This is a genomic window from Streptomyces sp. NBC_01446 (assembly GCF_026340095.1).
GTDB classification, from domain to species: Bacteria; Actinomycetota; Actinomycetes; order Streptomycetales; family Streptomycetaceae; genus Streptomyces; species Streptomyces aureus.
On sequence record NZ_JAPEPO010000001.1, the window covers coordinates 7607221 to 7623701 of the forward strand.

Consider the following 16481-nt stretch of genomic DNA (forward strand, 5'->3'; position numbering starts at 1 on the left):
GGGCGCCGCTCGGCGGGCAGCGCGGCCTGCACGTCCTCGGGTCGCAGATGTACCGTGAAACGCTCCTTGGCGGCCATGAAGGCCTGCATCACGGCGCGGTAGAGCGCGGCGTTCGGCACGGTCAGGTGTGTGAACGCGGCGTAGTCGTCGGACGGCTCGAAGCCAGGAGGTTGTGCCATCATCGTCGGCCCATTCTCCCTGATGCACGGCGCCGGCAGGCGGGGCCCCGGCAGATCCCTCGACAGGCCGCGGCGGCTCACCGCCAGGGCGAGCGCCCGTCGTCGGTGACGGCCGGACAGTCGCCCCGGTGGACCACCCACGTCTCGTGATCGTCCGGATCGACGTCGGCCCAGCTCAGCGCCACCAGCTCGACAGGGAGCAGCAGGTCGGCGGCCGGGCCGCCGCACACAGGACCGCAACCGCGCACCAGTTCCTTGGAGGCGCCGAACGCGATGTCCATTGCGATCACCTCGGCGTCGTACCCGGCCGGAATCGGCTCTTTGGCGAGCAGCCGCCGCTCGACCGTGTCCCGCAGTAGCAGCAGGCGGTGCTCGTCCTCCAGGGCGCTCCGCTCCCGCCTCGCCTGCTGCTGCGCCGCGCGTACCGCCTTCTCGGTGAGGAGCGCGGCGAGCCAGTCAGGTGCGCTCCCGGGATCCTCTCGCCACTTCCTGACCCGGTCCGTCGCCAGCGGCTGCGTCACACCGTTGGCGCGCATGGTTCGCGCGACGTCCTGGACCTTCAGTCCCAGCACGTTCGAGACATGCACGGGGCACAGTGCGCGGTCGGCCTGCTTCTGTTGTGGAGTGGGCCTGCGTTTGTCCATGTTCGCCCCCTGTTCCTCATGTTCTGCCCGGACGTCTCGCCATGCGCGCGACGCCCTCCCCGACCCGGAAGCCTGCCACTCTCCCGACCGGACGTCCTACGAACACGGAACGTTCACCCGAACAAGCGAACTCCCGCCTGGATGAAGCCGTGGGACCTTGTGAGTGCCCGAAACTCGGCCGCCTATGCGACCTGGGTGTATTCGTGGATCACCCCACCGAGTAGATCACGGTGCGGATGAGCTGGACGGCGCCCATCGTGGACGGCGAGGACGCCATGGGCGGGTGAAAAGAGTCGGTCGGCGATGGTCACCATGCGGCCGTCGCGGCATCATTCCCGACTCGCCCCGGGCCTCCGCCTGTTGGGAGTCCTCCTGACGCCTGTGGGTGCTGACAACCCGTGTCACTCGCTACGCGACCTGCGTGTATTCATGGATCAGCCCTCCGAGTCGGTCGTGCCGGGTGATGTGGGTCTGCTCGTCTTCGGCGGGTGGTGGGGTGCGTGGGGACCGTCTGGAGATCGCTGTCCGAGTGATCGGTGGGGGCGATGATCGTTGTAGTGGTGGGCGTACTCGTCGACGACGAGGCGCAGATGTCGTTCGCTCGTGATCAGGATGCGGTCGGTGGCCTCGCGTCGGCATGATCCCACCCAGCGCTCGGCGATCGCGTTCATCCGGGGCACGCCCGGCAGGATGGGCATCACCCGGGCGCCGAGGGCGGTGAAGACCGCGTCCAAGCCCTCGGTGAAGTAGACCGCGCTGTCCCGGATGAGGAATCCGATGCCTTCGGCGCGTGCGTCATCCCAGCTCATGACGAGGTTTCGGGCGCACTTGGTGGCCCACGCGGCGGTGACGTGTCGGGTGACGCCGGCGATGTGGACACGGCGGGTGTCGTACTCGATGAAAAATAGGTCGAACAGGCGCCGCAGGAGGACGGCGGTGTCGACATGAAACACGTGGACCCCAACGATGCCCGTTGCCTGGGTTTTGAGGAACCGGGCCCACGAGCGGTCGGCGCGCTGAGGCGCTGGATCGATCCCTGCCTGCCGCAAAACGACGGCGTCGTTCCAGCTCACGTGCACGACGGGATGGTCGTCGAGACGTCTAGGTCGGACCGCGATCCGCCCGGACGACGCCAGTCGGCTCCGCGGACACCGAACCACCAGGGAGTTCCCGGCGGTTGGCCGACGATGTCCTCCTCGGGTGCCGCGATCGCGAGGTGGAAGACCGCGGAGAAGCCGAAGGTCTCCGCCTCCGTGCGATACCCAATGTCCTCGACGAACGGGCGAAGTCGGCGTTCGTCACCGTCGTCGCATCGATCTCGTATGCGTCCAGCGCGACTTGGTGCAGCGGCGCCTCGCCGTCGGCCGGATTGCGGTCGCACGACGAGTCGCCCATCGTGAAGGATCCCGCCGGGATGCCCGACTGCTCGATCGTGTGGCGTCCCGTGGCGGCGGGGCGGCGGCTCCGGCCGACGCGTGCCCAGCGGGACGAAGGCGCTGCGCCCCGGCGTCCCGCAGCCGCAGCCGCAGCCACCGGGCTGGCGTGTTGCGTACGAAGCCGGCAGTTCAGGCATGGGCCACGTCCAGCGTCACCTCGTCGCTGTCGAGCCAGCCGAGCCGCACGGTCTTGGCCCACACGGGCCGGTCTCGCGGGATCGGTGTGGCGGCGCATGCGATGCGCCAGTACCGACCGTCGGGCTCCGGTGCGCCGATGGCGTCCCGCGGGGAGCCCATCCGGTCGGCGGGGGTCGCAGGGACATCGACGTCTGCACAAGGGTCGTCGGTCCACACGACGAGCGAGCCCTCGGTCGTGCTCTGCGCCGATATTTCGTCGGACTTCACTCGGACGAGCGGGGGCTCTGCCTGCGGCCACACGCCGCCGGGCCGCCAGCGCTCCAGGAGTTCGTCCTCGTCGAGGGCGCCGAGGTCGCGGTACCGCTCCTGCCACGCGGCGAGCGCGGCCGCCATGCGCTCCACCACGCCGGCGTAGGCCGGATCGTCTGCGAGGTTCCGCGTCTCATGAGGGTCTTCGACCATGTCGTAGAGCTCTTCGGACGGCTTCGTCGGGGCGATGAGTTGGCGCTGGAGCGGGGTGAGGGCACTTCGTCGCTCTCCCTTCGCACGCTGGCCCGCCTCGATCGACCCCCATCCTGCGCATCTCGGACCAGGTCCAGAGGCGATCCGGATAGTTGCAGTGCTGCATGGGCGAGCGGTCGGGGTGGAAGTGGCGGATGTACCGGAAGCGCTGGTCCGGGACGGAGCGGCTCATGTCCTCGAGTTCGCCCATGCGGTCGCGCCCCGCGTACAGGTAGGTGTTGCCGCCGTCCACGAGGCCTTCCTCGTCGAGGAACGCTTTCGCGTGCATGTGCTCGGGTACGGGGATGCCTGCGGCGGCGAGCATGCTCGGCGCCAGGTCCATGAGGTGCACGAGAGCGTCCGTCGACGTTCCGGGTTCGATGCGGCCCGGCCAGCGCACGAGGAGAGGCTCGTGCAGCCCGGAGTCATTGATCCAGCGCTTGCCGCGGGGCATGCCGAGGCCGTGATCGCTCCAGAACACGACGATCGTGTTGTCCGCGACTCCGTCCTCCCCGAGCTGGTCGAGGATGCCGCCGGCCCAGTGGTCCATCTCCGTGATCAGGTCGTTGTATCGGGCCCAGGACTTCCGGAAGGTCTCCGTGTCGGGGTAGTACGGCGGAAGGGGCGCGCGGTCGGGCTCGTGCCGGTCGGCGTCGGCGCCGTGGCGGGTCCGCTCGGCGAACGCCTCGTCGTCCAGATAGATCTGGGACTCGTGGGTCATGAGCCCCTGGAAGGCGGCGAAGAACGGCTGGTCGGGATCGGGCCGGTTGCGCCAGTGCGCGCCGTCGCTGCAGTCGTCGAAGACGCTGACCGGCGTGGGTGTCTGGAAGTCCGTGAACGAGGCGTTGGTGACGTAGTAGCCGGCTTCGCGAAAGTACTCGGGCAGCAGCCGCACCTCCGGCGGAGGCGCGGCCTTCGTGCGCATGTGCATCGTGCCGATGGCCGTGGGGAAGCACCCCGTGATGATGGCCGACCGGGACGGGGCGCAGATCGGGGCGGCCGCGAAGGCCTGGTCGAAGCGCACCCCCTCTGCGGCGAGCCGGTCGAGGCGGGGCGTCACGGCGTACTCTGCGCCCGGGTAGACCCCGGCGTACGCGCCGAGGTGGGGGTTGATGTCGTGCGTCGTGATCCAGACGATGTTGGGCTGTCGCGTCATGACAGTTCCTTTCCTGCACGGCCCTGAGCCGCGGCTCGGCGGCGCTCCAGCTCGTCGTCGACGCGGCGCACGTCCTTGGGGTAAGTGAAGTAGAGGCTGCCGAGCAGGAGGCCGTTGGCGAGCATGAGCACGACGAGTACCCAGAGGAAGACGCCCTCGATACCCAGCGCGTTGGCGAGAAAGCCGGCGGAGAGAGAGAAGAGCGCCCAGCCGATCGTCCGGAAGAAATTGAGGAAGATGGAGAACGCCTGGCCGCGCAGCTCGGGGAGCACAACGGACATGATGATCGGCCGGTTCACGGGTGGGTTCATCCCCTGGAACGCACCGAAGAGCGCCCAGAAGACGGCGTAGACCCCGATGCTTTGCCACGCGAACTGGGTGCCGAACAGCGCGGCGACCGCGAACAGGATCCGCGCGGCCTTGTTGAACAGCACACGCCCTTGATGCGGCATGACGCGGTCGAGGAACGCCACGGCGTATCCGCTGAGGACCGTCGCGATGACGTAGCCGAGCCCGAAGGGGACGAGGACCCTCGCGGCGACGGCATTCGTGAACCCGCGCTCCGTGACAAGGAATTGAACGCCAAAGACCGTGATCAGCAGATGTCCCGACAGCAGGCGCGACGCCATCATGACCGAGAAGGTCGGGATCCGGAGCAGCGATATGACGCTCTTGACCGTGACCTTGTTCGTGCGGTTGCTCTCGTCGAGGTCGGCGAGCTTCTCCTCGGACGCGCCCACGCCGGGGTCGACGTAGAACGCGGTGATGAGCAGCGACGACAGGAGGCAGATTGCGCCGATGACCCACATGCCCCAGCGCCATCCGTCCTGTGTGCCCGAGAAGAGCGCGAGCGCGGGGCCGAGGAAGGAGGAGGCGGCCGTGAGCACGCCGTAGTAGACGCCGGTGGCCTTGGCGCGGCTGCGGTCGTCGAACGAGTCGGCGATGATCGAGTTCGTGATGGGCTGTGCGCAGGCGACGACGCCCGCCAGCAGCGTGTTCCACAGCAGGAGTTGGAGGAAGGTCTGCGAGGTGCCGGCGAGGATGCCGAGGACGGCGCCGACGACATTGTTGAGGACGAGAGTCCGCTTGCGGCCGAACCGGTCGGCGAGCCACACCCAGAGCGGGCCGAGGGGGGATGGTCGCGAACTTGCCGAGGGCCCCGAGGAGGCCGAGGTGGCCGTTGTCGAGCTTGAGTGCTGTCGCGATCGAGGGGAAGAGGGTGGTGAGCATCCCTGCTTCCGTGTTGTCGACCACCTCGGCGCCCGTGATCGTGATGAGGTTCCGCCACCGGTGCGGGACGTGTGTGGCCTTCGAGGCCGCGACGGCATCGGCCTTGGTCGGGGACTGTGTGGACATACTGCTCCTGTCGTCATTGCCCGGGGCAAGGCATGGGTGCCTCTTGCGAGGCGAGGGGTAGGTGGGGCGGTCGAGAGGCGGTGGGTCGTCTCATGCGGCGGGGTCGTGCGGGGGAGGTGTGCCGCCTCAGCCGGTGGGGACGCGCGTGAGAGCGGACGCGAGGGCTCGGAGCTGCTCGGAGGTGATGAGCGCGTAGGACGCGAGATCGATCAGAGTCGCCCGGCCCGGAACGGCGTCGAGCTCGGTGGACACGAGTCCGGGCGCGTGTTCCTCGAGAACGGCGCGTGCGCCGTCGACCTGTACAAGCTCGTGCACGGAAAGGTCGAGCAGTTCACGGGCCGGGAGTTCGTCGAGACCGGTGAGGGGCTCGGCGAGCGCGCGGGCGCGTTCCTCTTGGGCGGCTACGAGGAGGTGTTCCTGGGTCGGTTCACCGTCGAAGGGAATCCCCAGACGCTCGAACTGGCTGCGGGGCGCGTCGGATTCGCGCATGCGCCGGGCGAGCAGCTGGAGCATCCGCAACTCGGTCTCGTCGTCGCGAAGCGGGTGTTCCTGCGCAGGATCGTTGTCGAGATCGAAGAGGAGCGTGCCGTGCTGCCAGGGGTTCATCCACGTCGGCGTCGCCGGCATGCGCATCGTCCGGATGCCTTTGGTGCATGACAGGGGCTCGGCCGGCTCCCACTCCGTGAGCTCGCGGACCGCGAAGCGCGAGCGCATGTGGGTCGGCATCAGCGTGTACTCCTCGAGCGGCGCATTCGATACGTCGACGGCGCCACGCATGTAGACATGCCGGCCGTCGGTGACGTTGACATGGCCGCCGTGGATGCCGAACAGGGCTCCGTCCCAGCCCTGTTGCCCGCACGTTCGGGTGGCGAGTGCGAGGTCGCGTCCCTGCATGTCAGCAGTGGGCTCGACTCCGAACCAGCGGAGCATCGTCGGTGCGATGTCGATCGTCTGCGCCAGATCGCCGCGCCGGAGGAGATGCCGGCCACCGAGGAACCGGTCGTCACCGTGACCGGTACCGCCGGGCGACGCTGGGTGCGACGGATCACCCAGGCCAGCGGCTCGCCGGGGAACCCGCTCACCGAACCGGCCGTCCGCGAGAAGTTCCGTGCACTGGCCGGGCGGGTCCTCGCACCGGAACGGACACGGGTGCTGGAGGACGCCGCGTTCGGCCTGGCCGCGACGGGCGATGTGCGCGAGTTCGCAGGGCTGTTGGCAGGCGCGTAGCGGCGCGCGAATCAGGCTCAGAGGATGGCAGGTGGCCTTCAGCGAGAAGACCTCGCTGAAGCAGGGCAGCCAAGCCGTCCGTGTGCGTTGTAGCCCCTACGTGAGCTGCGGCATGATCGTTCGGCATGTACGCAACGAGGTTCGATGGCCTGTTTGAACGCGGCCGGGATGCGGTGCTGGCCGGTACGGTTCAGTGCCAGGTGCCGCCTGTGGACGGCGGGAATCGCTGGGTCATGTCCGTCGTCATGCGACCTGACGCCGCGACCGCCCGCAGGATGGGGGAGATCACCCGCGAGGCGATGACCGTTGCCGGGGAAGAACACTGGCCGACCGGACTGCTGACTCCTCGCACTTCACCCTTCGCGCGCTGGAAGAGCACCGCGTATCGGTGCCGGACGGCGACGCACGGGTATCCCGCTACATGGCGGCACTGCGAACGGCGGCGACGGTCGCCGGCCCCGTTCGGCTGACCCTGTCGGGTCTGACCCTGACGCCAGGCTGCGTCATGCTGTGCGCCGAGCCGTCGGGCGACGCTATGGAGCGACTGTATGACGCCTACGAAGACGCGTTGGGCGAAGACGGCTGGCTGGAGGCCGACTTCGACCGGAACATCTGGTACTCGACGCTGGTGCATTTCACGCGTCCATTGACCAATCCGCAGGCCGTCGTGGATTGGGTGGGTGAGCGCCGGGATCTCGCCCTCGGGCAGGTCGAATGCCGTCATGTCGAGCTCGTCGTCTACAGGTTCAACGGGAGCCGCATCGTCATGGAGACGTTGGACGCCGTCTCCCTCAGTCATCGACCGTGATCACGCGCTAGCCGCATACCTCATCCACGCTGGTCAGGCCGCATGTTGGTACTCGTGGAGCGAGCCGCGCTCGTCGTCGTATGTTCAGATGGGCGATCCTGTCCGGGTCTTCGATCGGGGCGGGCAGCGAGTGGAGGGGGCGGGCATTCGCAGGGCTCTGGTGTGGCCTGTGCTCGTCGTAGAGGTCTCGAACTCTCCTAAAGGCTGTCCCACTTACGGGGTCCGGCGATACCCCCGCGAGCTGTTCTCGCGGGCCAGGCGCACCAACAGGGCGCGGACCGACCGGACGATGGGCCCGCGCCCACGACGCCTTGGCGCGCAGGTCGCAGCCCGGCGTCGGCTGAGCAGGTCACGGCGCCAGCGCAGAAGCGTGTCCGGGCGCACCAGCAGCAGGAGATGCTCCACGAGGCGCGTCGGGGTTCTGGATGCCACCGCACACCCGACCGCGGAGTGGATCGTGCAGTTCGGCCGCAATCTCCTCATGGACTTGGAGGACGCGGGCGGCACGGCCAAGTTCCTGATCCGGGACCGGGACTCGAAGTTCACCGCTGCCTTCGATGCCTTGGTGGCCGACGCCGGGCTGAAGGTCGTCACCAGCGGTGTCCGGATGCCGTGGATGAACTCCCTCATGGAGCGTTGGATGCAGACCTGCCGGCGTGAACTCCTCGACCGCACTTGATCTGGAACCAGAGCCACCTCCTGCATAGGCCTGGCCGTGACGCTGGGAGACGAGCGGATCTACCCCACCGTGGCCACGCCGTGGCCGTGTATCAGGAGGCGACCCGGCCCTGGCGCCGCCTCAGCGGGTGCGCAGCACGAGCTTGCCGACCCGGCGGCCCTCCTCCAGGTCCCGGTGGGCGTCCCGCGCCCGCTCCAGCGGGTACACCTGAACGGGGCCGAGGCTGAGCTCTCCTGCTGCCATCCGGTCCAGGAACCGCTGCAGCACTTCGGCCGGCAGGTCGGCCGCGTCGCCGGAGTAGGCGGTGAGGCGGACGCCCGTGGGCAGATAGCCGATGGGGTAGAAGTCCCGCACGATCCACTGGTTGGAGAGCATGCCGGTGAAGCAGACCGTGCCGTGGACACGGGCCGCCCGCAGCGTGTCCGGCAGGGTCGGCGTGCCGACCAGCTCAAGTGCCGCGTCGACGCCGGCCGGAATGAGCGCACGCACCTGGTCGGCGACCGCGCCGTCGTCGACGAGCGGGTGGTCGACGCCGTGGTCCTTCAGTGCCGCGAGCCGCTCGGGGCTGCGGGTCGTAGCGAGAACGGTGACGCCCAGTTCCTTCGCAAGGGCCGTGACGGCGAACCCGAGTGCGGACGTGCCGCCGCGGATCAGCAGCGACTGGCCGGGCCGCAGGTCCAGACCGGTCGTCACCGATCCGTAGGCGGTCTGCAGCGTCTCCGGCACCGCGCCGAGCGTCTCCCACGGCAGCGCGGAGCGGAACGGGACGACCTGCGCGCGCGGCACCACTGTGTACTCGGCATATCCGCCGTCGAAGGTCCGGCCCATCCCGCCCATCATGGCCACGACCTGCTGCCCCGGCGCCAGCACGCCCTCCGGGTCCAGGTCGACGGTGCCGGTAGCCTCGATGCCAGGGACCCGCGGGAAGGTCACCCCCTCGGCGAAACCGAGCCGGGTGTGCAACTCGGAGCGGTTCAGCCCGGCCGCCTCAACCCGGACGCGCACCCAGCCGGGCACCGGCTCGGGCAGCGGCAGCCGCCTGACGTCAAGATTCTCCACCGGGCCCGGGCCGCTCAAAACCACCGCCCGCATTGTCGCGTCGTCGCTCACATCCATGCCTGCCATTGTGCTCCTGGCGTCCCGTGTGACGGACGCTCTCTCCAAGTATGAGCTGCTGGTGGATGGCAAGGCGGTCACCACCACGGGTGGCAGCGCCACCTCCGCCGCCGCGACCCTCGCGCTCGGCAGCCACACCGTTGCCGTCCGCGCCACGCACCAATCCGGCAAGACGACGACCACGCCTGCGCTGAAGGTCGTTGCGGAGACCACATCGCCGACCTTCTCCACCACGCCGAAGATCTCCCTGCGCACCGGCACGGTCAACACCACTGCCGTCCCGATCGCGCTCGGCTGGAAGGCGGCCGACGACAAGGCGCTGCGCGAGGTGAAGCTGCTCTCACCGGCCACGGCCACCTTCGGCCCGACGACCACCACCTCCAACCGCACGGCGGCCTCCGGCACGGCCTCGACCTGGTCGATGCGGGCCTACGACTTCGCGGGCAACTACCGCACGTCGTCCCCCTCCTACACGCCCGTGATCCTGCAGGAGACGTCGGCGGTCAAGTCCAGTAGCTGGACGTCCCGTTCGAGCACCAGCTACCTCGGCGGCAAGTCGTACTCCAGCGGTTCCAAGGGCGCGAGCCTGACCTGGACATTCACCGGCAGCTCCGCCTCGTGGGTGGTCTCCCGGGCGGCCAGCTCGGGTCAGGCATACGTCTATGTGGACGGCGGCAAGGTCAGCACCGTCGACCTGAAGTCCTCCACCACCCAGTACCGGCAGGCGATCTGGACCAAGACCTGGTCGAGCAGCGCCACGCACAAGGTGAAGATCGTGGTGGTCGGCACGAGCGGCCGCCCGACGATCACGACGGACGGGCTCGTCTACGTCAAGTAGTCACGGGGGGAGGTGTCGGCGCCTGGCTGATGGCCGGGCGCCGACACCCGTCACGTCACCGGTAGTGGATCCGGCCGCGTGTGAGGTCGACGGGCCGAGCTCCACGAGCACCCGGTCGAACGGCAGGATCCGGATGTAGGTCTTGCGGATCTTCCCGATGATGTACGCGAGCACCTTGTGCCCGTTCTGGAGTTCCACGGTTGAAGGTGCGTTGCGCAGGCACTCGAGGACGGTGCCCTCGAGCTCGATGCCCTTTGATGTTCGTGCCGCTCTTTCGCTCACTTCCATGGTCGGCGACTGTGGGGAACGGCCGGCCAGGGCGTCAGCAGTACACCAACCTTGTCGTCCCCCCTGCTGCACACGAGAGGCCCGGGCGCGCCCCGAGGCTGTCAGCCGACGCGGGCCTGTCCGTACGGCACCAGTCGGACCGGGCCGGTCAGGCCGTACTGCTGGCGAGCGAGCCCGCCGTAGACATCGGGATCGCTCACCCGCAGCCGGTTGGCGAGGGTGGATGCCACCTCCACCTCGATCGTGTTGTCACCTCGCTTCAGCCACGGGCCGACGTCCACCACCGGGTTGATCTGGTCGACGGGGTCGAGCTGTCTGCCGTTGACGGTCACGCGGCAGGTGCCGCTCGGCGTGCCCAGTTCCAGGTAGGCGCCGTATCCGCCGGTCCATGGCCGTTCCAGGGTGACGGTGGTGCGATAGCGGCCCACCCCAGAGACGTCCTCCAGGCCCTCCAGCTGCGACCAGGGCGCAAGAGCGTCGAGCTTCAGGTCGTACCCCGTCACGGTGGTCGTGGTCGGGGCACCTCCCGGTCGCCAGTCCTCCACGTGCAGCTGCCAGGCCGACAGCACCCTGGGCTCCGGCACCTCGCCGATCGTGGTGCTGACGGTCGTTGTGGAAGCGTCCTGGGACAGCACGGTGTCGAAGGTGCCGGCGGCTGAGTGGCGGACCGTCAGCTCACCGTTCACGAACTGCACGGATTCGGCCTGGCTGCTCACGGCGTGCGGCTGTTTGCCGCCGCGGTCGCCGAACAGGCCCGGCCGGCCGATGGCCACGACCAGCGTCTCGGCGGGGTGGAGGGCCACGCGCAGCCGGATGGAGTCGCCGTCCTCCGCATACTGGCCAATGCGGCGAGCGTCGCCGGTCCACAGGTCGAGCAGATAGGGGACGCCGTCGTGTCCGGTCCGGCGCAGAGTCACCTCGTGGTCCATGGGGGCGACCGGTGGCTTCACGTTCTCGGCGTGCTTGCCGTTGCACAGGTAGTAGTAGTCGACGCCGTCGGCGACCCGATGGGCATTGAGCAGAGTGGAAGCAGTCGCGTGCCGGACGTCCGGCTGTACACCCAGGTCGGACAAGGCCGCCGGGACGTCGGCCTTGTCTGACACTCTGCGCACCCGGGGCTGGGTGAGCAGCTCGCCGATGACCGTCTGCAGTCGCTCGTTCTCGCCGTCGGCGGGCAGGCCGGGCACCGTCGCGTTGTCCCAGGCGCCCAGCATGACGATGGGAAGGCCGGCTTTGGTGAAGTCCAGCAGCCGTTCGGCGTCCCGCACCCGGAGTGTGCAGGCGGAACCGGAGAAGAAGTCACCCTCGATGAACAGCGCCTTGTAGGCGGGGCCTTGGGGAGCGAGCCGGCCGCCGGAAACTTTCGCGCCTGGTAGTTCCAGCAGTGGGGCGCTGATGAACTGGTGGGTCCAGCCGAGCGGAACGCCGCTCGCGGTGAACCACGAGGCGCCGATCCCGGTTGCGGTGTACCCGGTCTGGCGAAACACCGCGACGTCGGCTCGGGCGGTGCCGGACTGCAGAACCTGGTGGATGCGGCTGAGGTAGCCGGAGATGTCCGGGACATGCTGCCAGGTCGGCTGCCGAGGTCCCCAGGATTCCCCGTAGCCGACCTTGCCGTGGTATGGGGTGAACGCCGCGTAGCCCGGCCACTTGACGCCGGGCGTCGTGGCGTACGAGAAACCGTGCACCACGGTCTGGTTGACCCCGGCCGCGTAGGCCCCGCCCATCGTGGTCAGGAACTTCTGCCATGTCGTGTTGTAGGCGCCTCCCGTGTAGGCGCCCGACTCGCAGGACAGGATGGTCCGGCCGGCCATGTCGCGTCCGCCCGCCAGACAACGGTAGTCGTCGAGGTTCTTGAATCCGAGTGACTCGCCCTCGGGTATGTCCAGGATCGAAGCGGTGGCGATCGCGTCGGTCTGCAGTCCGTACGGCTGCATCCGCAGCTTCAGGCCGAGGGAGTGCGCCCACTTCTTCAGCACCGCGACATGGTGGTCGTCGAAGAGTCTGGAGACGGTCTCCCAGAAGTCGTGCCGGACCTGGCGGGTGAGTGCGGCGTCGAAGGCGAAGACCTGGTTGCTCTTGCTGAGGATCACCGCGGGCAGATACGGCTCCAACGCGTAGCCGCAGTGCTTCTCGAATGCGGCGGGCAGGCCGGGGGTCCACTGGAGTGCGGCGGTCTCGATCTCGAGCGAGTCCTCGAAGAGGGCGCCTCCGGCCTTCTTGAGCAGCCTCCGGACCGGGGCGGTGAGGATGTGCGCTTCCCAGAAGTCGATCACTGCCTGGGCGCCGGCCTCGCTGAAGTGGTCCACGACGTACGCGGTGGGGGAGGTGTGGGGACCGGACTCCGGGGTCTGGCCGGAGCCGCGCAGCCAGTAGGCGATGAGGACCCATTCGCCGTCCGGCGGTGCGGTCCAGCTGATGGATCCGTCGGCGACCTGGCCGGTCAGATCGCGCACGGAGGAGAAGCTGAGTCCGGTCTCCTTGCGGGTGGAGTTGGCGGTGTTGACCCGCGACGCCTGTACGAGGACCAGTTGCTGGCGTGTGACGCCCGACGCGGCGGCGACAAGGGGCGCCGGGACCGGTCCCGTGTAGGTGGCTCCGCCCGCCACCTGCACCGAACCATGGGCGAGTTCCTTGACGGCGGCCTCGCTGTCCGCAGTGATGGAGGGGACTGCCGTCGGCCAGCTCGGACCCGCTGTGAGGTCGATGGTGATCCCGCGTTTGGCGGCCTGGTCCAGGGCGGCCTCGACGCGGGCCGTCCACACCGCAGTGCCCCAACCGTTCTCGGTCACGTGGAGCACCGTCTTGTCGTCCAGGCTGTGGGTGACAGCGGCGATCTCCACGCCGCCGAACCCGGCGTCGGCGATCTGGTCCACCTCGCGTCTGATCTCGCGCGGGTCCACCAGGCCGTCCGGCCACCACCAGCGGAACCTCGGCTGCACCGGCCGTCCGGGGTGCGCGAGCCAGCCTGTGCGGTCGACCTGGGCCGCCGCGGACGCTGGGGAGGCCGCGGACCCGGGGGAGGCGGCCAGCGCGGTGCCGGCTGGGGTGCTCCAGGCCAGCGCGGTGCCCGCTCCCGCGACGGCCGCGGTCCGCAGCAGTCGTCGGCGGGTGAAGCCATGGTCGTCCTGGGCGTCGGCGTCACTCATCGTGGTGTCTCTCCTTGCTGCACGTGCCACGCCGACGAACCAACCGGGCGCACGCATGAGCGAAGCCGCTACGGATGGACCGTCGACGCTTTCTGAGGAAGATTTGAATCGTTTTAACGCATCGGGACGTTAGGGCGACACGGCTTGGGAAGCAAGGGGTCTGCGCTCAGCCAGCGAAATTACGCGGCTACTTGCAGGTAGTGAGCTCATGTCTCGGTAATCACGACAGCACTCCCCGTTGACGGTTCCGATGGAGGGTGCTGAGAATGTCGCCGCGAGTGAAACATTTCATGTCCGTCCGTCAGGTCGCCGTCACGCGCGTCGCGTGGGCGGTCAGTCCTCCATGTCCAGACGGTGACCTGTACCTGTGTGCGGAAACGAGAGGCCAGATGACGCACGGTCATGTTCCCAGACGTCAATTTCTCAGGACGGTGGGCGCCACCGGACTCGGCGCATCGGCGGCCGCCTTGGCTGCCGGCTCCGGCATCGCTCAGGCCGCGCCGCCGGGCTCGGCGTCCGGAGGGCGCCCCGCTCAAGGCCGCGGGACGGCCCTGCCGTATCCAACGGTGCAACGACCGTTCGCGATGCCTGGCATCAAGGACCAGGACTGGACAGGCGCGCTCTTCGTCGGTGAGGGCGAGTCCAGATTCGCGCTCCGCATAAGCCTGCTCACCGAGACGGGCAAGGTCATCCGCGAGAAGATGACGAACAACCTCTGGCGCATGGGGCCGATGGCACCCGACGGCGCCTACAAAGAGGTCCAGGTCAGCACCGACGAACGCAAGGTCACACCGACGCATCTCGAAGCCCTGCGCGAGGTGATCGCACACCCGGAGCAGTGGTCCGCCGCCGAAGTCTCCGACGCCACCGCGAAACTGCCTTCACTGCAGAAGCAGTACGACGACACGCAGAGCCAGAAGCACACCATCCGGGTCCGCTACGCCCGTGCCGACGACGGCAGTTCCGTGGTCGGATCCGTCACCGCACTCGACGACGACACGACGGTTTTCCTTGAGGTCGCGACGCCCTGGGGCGAGGACGCGGCCTTCGCGCTGGACGGCCAGAACGTAACCGGCAGCGCGCCGGGTCTGCTGCAGACGTCCCGCACCGGCCACTTCCGGCTGGCGCCCGCCGAACCCGCCGACAGCAGTGGCTGCTACGCGTCGATCGCCGACATGATCGCCGACATGATCGCCGACATGACCAGCGCCACCACCTGTGCCCCCGGCACCGCGGCAGCCGCCCTGCGGTACCGGCTGAGCAAGGGCCAGGCCCTCACCTTCGCCGCCACCGTCGGCGGACGGCCGCCACGGCTCGACCCGCCGGAGCCACATGAGGTGGAGCAGGCACTCGCCACCGCCGAGGCGTCGGTTCGCAGGGACAACCTGACCGGCTCGGGTCCGGCGGGGCGGGCGGCGGACGCCGTGCGCGACGCGCTGTCCCTCAACACCAACTACGACAAGAACCATCAACGCGCCTTCGTGATGTGGGGATGGGGCGGCGGGGGCGGCCTCTTCACGGGATGGGACTCGGCCTTCGACGCCATCGACGCCGCACTCGTGAGCCGGCCACTGGCCACGCAGCACGAGACGGACATCTTCGACGCGGACGCACCGCCCAACCAGGTCCCGCTGAAGGGACCGCGCTACGACCAGCTGAACTCCGGCCCGATGCACGCGTACGCCGCCTGGCGGCTGTACACCAAGTTCGGCGAGGTGGCGGTCCTGAAGAAGGCGTACCCCACGCTCGTCGCCTACTACGACCTTCTGCCGGAGTGGGACGCGGACGGCGACGGTCTGCTGGAAACTCCCTACTTCGGAGACCGGGTCGGCGGCCGGGGCAACCACCTCGGGCTGGACGACAGCCCCGTGTACGCCGACTACCGGCGCATCCCCAAAGTGGGCGGCAGCGGGGACCGCCGCGACAACACCGACCTCACCGACGTGGCGCTCAACTCGTACTACGCACTGCTCGCCGAGACGCTGGCGAAGATGGCCGAAGTGCTCGGCAGAACGGCGGACGCGGCACGGTTCACCGCGCACCACGAGACGATCCGGCGGCTGCTCAACGACAGGCTGTGGCACCCACAGCGGCGCCTCTACCTGAGCCGCTACCTGGACGGAAACTGGAACGAGGTGGTCACGCCGACCGTCTTCTACCCGCTGTTCGCCGGCATCGCGACGCAGGACCGGGCGAAGATCCTGGTGCGGGAGCACCTGCTCGACCCGGAGGAGTTCTGGGGCGAGTACGTCGTGCCCAGCGTCGCGCGCAACGACCCGGCCTACTGCAGCGGCGGCCCGGTGCACCCACTCTCCGAACACTTCAAGTTCTTCGACCGATACGGCGAGGACACCGCCCCAGAGCAGTGGAAGGGCGCTGTGTGGCCCCCCATGAATGCCACCGTGTACGACGGTCTCAAGCGGTACGGCTTCGACGATGTCGCCGGCGAATTCGCCGCGCGGAGCACCGCGATGTACCTCGATGCCTGGGACAAGGACAACTGGTTCCCCGAGTCCTTCGACCCCGTTCCCGACCAGTCGGTCATGGACTCCGCCGTCGACTCCGCCTGGCGCACCTACTCCTGGTCCAACGCCATGGCCGTGCAGAGCCTGCACGAACTGATCTCCGACAACCCCTGGGAAGGCGACCCGTCGGGCATCATGTTCGGCACCCTCTCGCTGCCCGGCACCAACAGCATCGCCAACGTGCGACTGCGTGGGCACACGTATGCCGTCTCCGCCGGGCCGAACCGGACCACACTCGTCCGGGACGGCAGCGTCGTGTTCCGGGCAACCGGTGCGCGCGTCGCGGTACGCAACTTCCTGCTCCGAGCGTCCGGGGTCTCCTTCGACGTCAACGCGGACGGCCGGGTTGACATCGAGGTGTCCCCGGAGCGCGGCCGGGCGCGCCGGACACAGGTGCGCGCGGGACGGACCCATGTCGAGCTGTGACACCCGTACCCCTCG

Annotated in this window: 12 protein-coding genes and 4 pseudogenes; 5 read left to right on the forward strand and 11 right to left on the reverse strand. The window is 68.8% G+C overall.

From position 1 onward, the window contains the following. Nucleotides 1-11: 11 nt before the first annotated feature. The 8 genes and pseudogenes from OG456_RS50565 to OG456_RS34385 form a co-directional block, all read right to left on the reverse strand. Nucleotides 12-182: pseudogene (locus OG456_RS50565) on the reverse strand (DUF2397 family protein); the annotation flags it as partial. Between the two features lie 74 nt (nucleotides 183-256). Next, nucleotides 257-823 carry a hypothetical protein gene (locus OG456_RS34360; protein WP_266567906.1) on the reverse strand — a complete coding sequence of 189 codons (567 nt, stop codon included), beginning with the start codon at nucleotides 821-823 and terminating at the stop codon, nucleotides 257-259. Nucleotides 824-1257: 434 nt separating this feature from the next. Beyond that, on the reverse strand, nucleotides 1258-1776 hold the full coding sequence (locus tag OG456_RS34365) for an integrase core domain-containing protein (protein WP_266567908.1): 519 nt from the start codon (nucleotides 1774-1776) through the stop codon (nucleotides 1258-1260). Nucleotides 1777-1924: 148 nt separating this feature from the next. Beyond that, complete coding sequence (locus tag OG456_RS50865; RefSeq protein WP_354006141.1) at nucleotides 1925-2494, reverse strand: SUMF1/EgtB/PvdO family nonheme iron enzyme; 570 nt, start codon at nucleotides 2492-2494, stop codon at nucleotides 1925-1927. Continuing rightward, nucleotides 2389-2859 carry a hypothetical protein gene (locus tag OG456_RS34370; protein WP_266567910.1) on the reverse strand — a complete coding sequence of 157 codons (471 nt, stop codon included), beginning with the start codon at nucleotides 2857-2859 and terminating at the stop codon, nucleotides 2389-2391. The genes OG456_RS50865 and OG456_RS34370 overlap by 106 nt, the downstream gene beginning before the upstream one ends. After that, nucleotides 2840-4054, reverse strand: coding sequence for a sulfatase (locus OG456_RS34375; protein ID WP_266567912.1), 1215 nt, complete (start codon nucleotides 4052-4054; stop codon nucleotides 2840-2842). Before OG456_RS34375 ends, OG456_RS34370 begins: the two co-directional genes overlap by 20 nt. Continuing rightward, on the reverse strand, nucleotides 4051-5427 hold the full coding sequence (locus tag OG456_RS34380; protein ID WP_323136375.1) for an MFS transporter: 1377 nt from the start codon (nucleotides 5425-5427) through the stop codon (nucleotides 4051-4053). The genes OG456_RS34375 and OG456_RS34380 overlap by 4 nt, the downstream gene beginning before the upstream one ends. A gap of 109 nt (nucleotides 5428-5536) precedes the next feature. Further along, complete coding sequence (locus tag OG456_RS34385) at nucleotides 5537-6304, reverse strand: hypothetical protein (RefSeq protein WP_266567916.1); 768 nt, start codon at nucleotides 6302-6304, stop codon at nucleotides 5537-5539. Between the two features lie 84 nt (nucleotides 6305-6388). Here OG456_RS34385 and OG456_RS34390 point away from each other — a divergent pair, with 84 nt between their 5' ends. From OG456_RS34390 to OG456_RS34405, 3 genes and pseudogenes are all read left to right on the forward strand, one after another. Further along, on the forward strand, nucleotides 6389-6637 hold the full coding sequence (locus tag OG456_RS34390) for a hypothetical protein (RefSeq protein WP_266567918.1): 249 nt from the start codon (nucleotides 6389-6391) through the stop codon (nucleotides 6635-6637). A 388-nt stretch (nucleotides 6638-7025) separates the two neighbouring features. Next, nucleotides 7026-7445, forward strand: coding sequence for a hypothetical protein (locus OG456_RS34395; RefSeq protein ID WP_266567920.1), 420 nt, complete (start codon nucleotides 7026-7028; stop codon nucleotides 7443-7445). Between the two features lie 403 nt (nucleotides 7446-7848). Further along, nucleotides 7849-8150 (forward strand): annotated as a pseudogene (locus tag OG456_RS34405) (integrase); the annotation flags it as partial. Between the two features lie 94 nt (nucleotides 8151-8244). Here the strand turns inward: OG456_RS34405 and OG456_RS34410 are convergent. Beyond that, nucleotides 8245-9240 (reverse strand): zinc-binding dehydrogenase, encoded by a 996-nt coding sequence (locus OG456_RS34410; protein WP_266567922.1) that lies wholly within the window; start codon nucleotides 9238-9240, stop codon nucleotides 8245-8247. A gap of 40 nt (nucleotides 9241-9280) precedes the next feature. Between OG456_RS34410 and OG456_RS34415 the strand changes: the two are divergent. Continuing rightward, a pseudogene (locus OG456_RS34415) lies at nucleotides 9281-10078 on the forward strand (N-acetylmuramoyl-L-alanine amidase); the annotation flags it as partial. A 55-nt stretch (nucleotides 10079-10133) separates the two neighbouring features. On the opposite strand, the pseudogene infA reads toward OG456_RS34415, so the two are convergent. Together infA and OG456_RS34425 are read right to left on the reverse strand one after the other, a co-directional pair. Then, nucleotides 10134-10366, reverse strand: a pseudogene (infA, locus tag OG456_RS34420) (translation initiation factor IF-1). 101 nt (nucleotides 10367-10467) lie between these two features. After that, nucleotides 10468-13515: a glycosyl hydrolase gene (locus OG456_RS34425; protein ID WP_266567924.1), complete on the reverse strand. Its 3048-nt coding sequence runs from the start codon at nucleotides 13513-13515 to the stop codon at nucleotides 10468-10470. A gap of 584 nt (nucleotides 13516-14099) precedes the next feature. Here OG456_RS34425 and OG456_RS34430 point away from each other — a divergent pair. Continuing rightward, nucleotides 14100-16466 carry a trehalase family glycosidase gene (locus OG456_RS34430; RefSeq protein WP_266567926.1) on the forward strand — a complete coding sequence of 789 codons (2367 nt, stop codon included), beginning with the start codon at nucleotides 14100-14102 and terminating at the stop codon, nucleotides 16464-16466. The last annotated feature ends 15 nt before the right edge of the window (nucleotides 16467-16481 follow it).

Bases quoted from the DNA above. Each gene is read 5' to 3' on its own strand.
- OG456_RS34370 (WP_266567910.1), bottom strand. From the start codon at position 2,859: ATGGTCGAAGACCCTCATGAGACGCGGAACCTCGCAGACGATCCGGCC.
- OG456_RS34380 (WP_323136375.1), bottom strand. From the start codon at position 5,427: ATGACGACAGGAGCAGTATGTCCACACAGTCCCCGACCAAGGCCGATG.
- OG456_RS34390 (WP_266567918.1), top strand. From the start codon at position 6,389: ATGCCGGCCACCGAGGAACCGGTCGTCACCGTGACCGGTACCGCCGGG.
- OG456_RS34430 (WP_266567926.1), top strand. From the start codon at position 14,100: ATGCCTGGCATCAAGGACCAGGACTGGACAGGCGCGCTCTTCGTCGGT.
- OG456_RS34375 (WP_266567912.1), bottom strand. From the start codon at position 4,054: ATGACGCGACAGCCCAACATCGTCTGGATCACGACGCACGACATCAAC.
- OG456_RS34425 (WP_266567924.1), bottom strand. From the start codon at position 13,515: ATGAGTGACGCCGACGCCCAGGACGACCATGGCTTCACCCGCCGACGA.
- OG456_RS34360 (WP_266567906.1), bottom strand. From the start codon at position 823: ATGGACAAACGCAGGCCCACTCCACAACAGAAGCAGGCCGACCGCGCA.
- OG456_RS50865 (WP_354006141.1), bottom strand. From the start codon at position 2,494: ATGCGCCGCCACACCGATCCCGCGAGACCGGCCCGTGTGGGCCAAGAC.
- OG456_RS34410 (WP_266567922.1), bottom strand. From the start codon at position 9,240: ATGGATGTGAGCGACGACGCGACAATGCGGGCGGTGGTTTTGAGCGGC.
- OG456_RS34385 (WP_266567916.1), bottom strand. From the start codon at position 6,304: ATGCAGGGACGCGACCTCGCACTCGCCACCCGAACGTGCGGGCAACAG.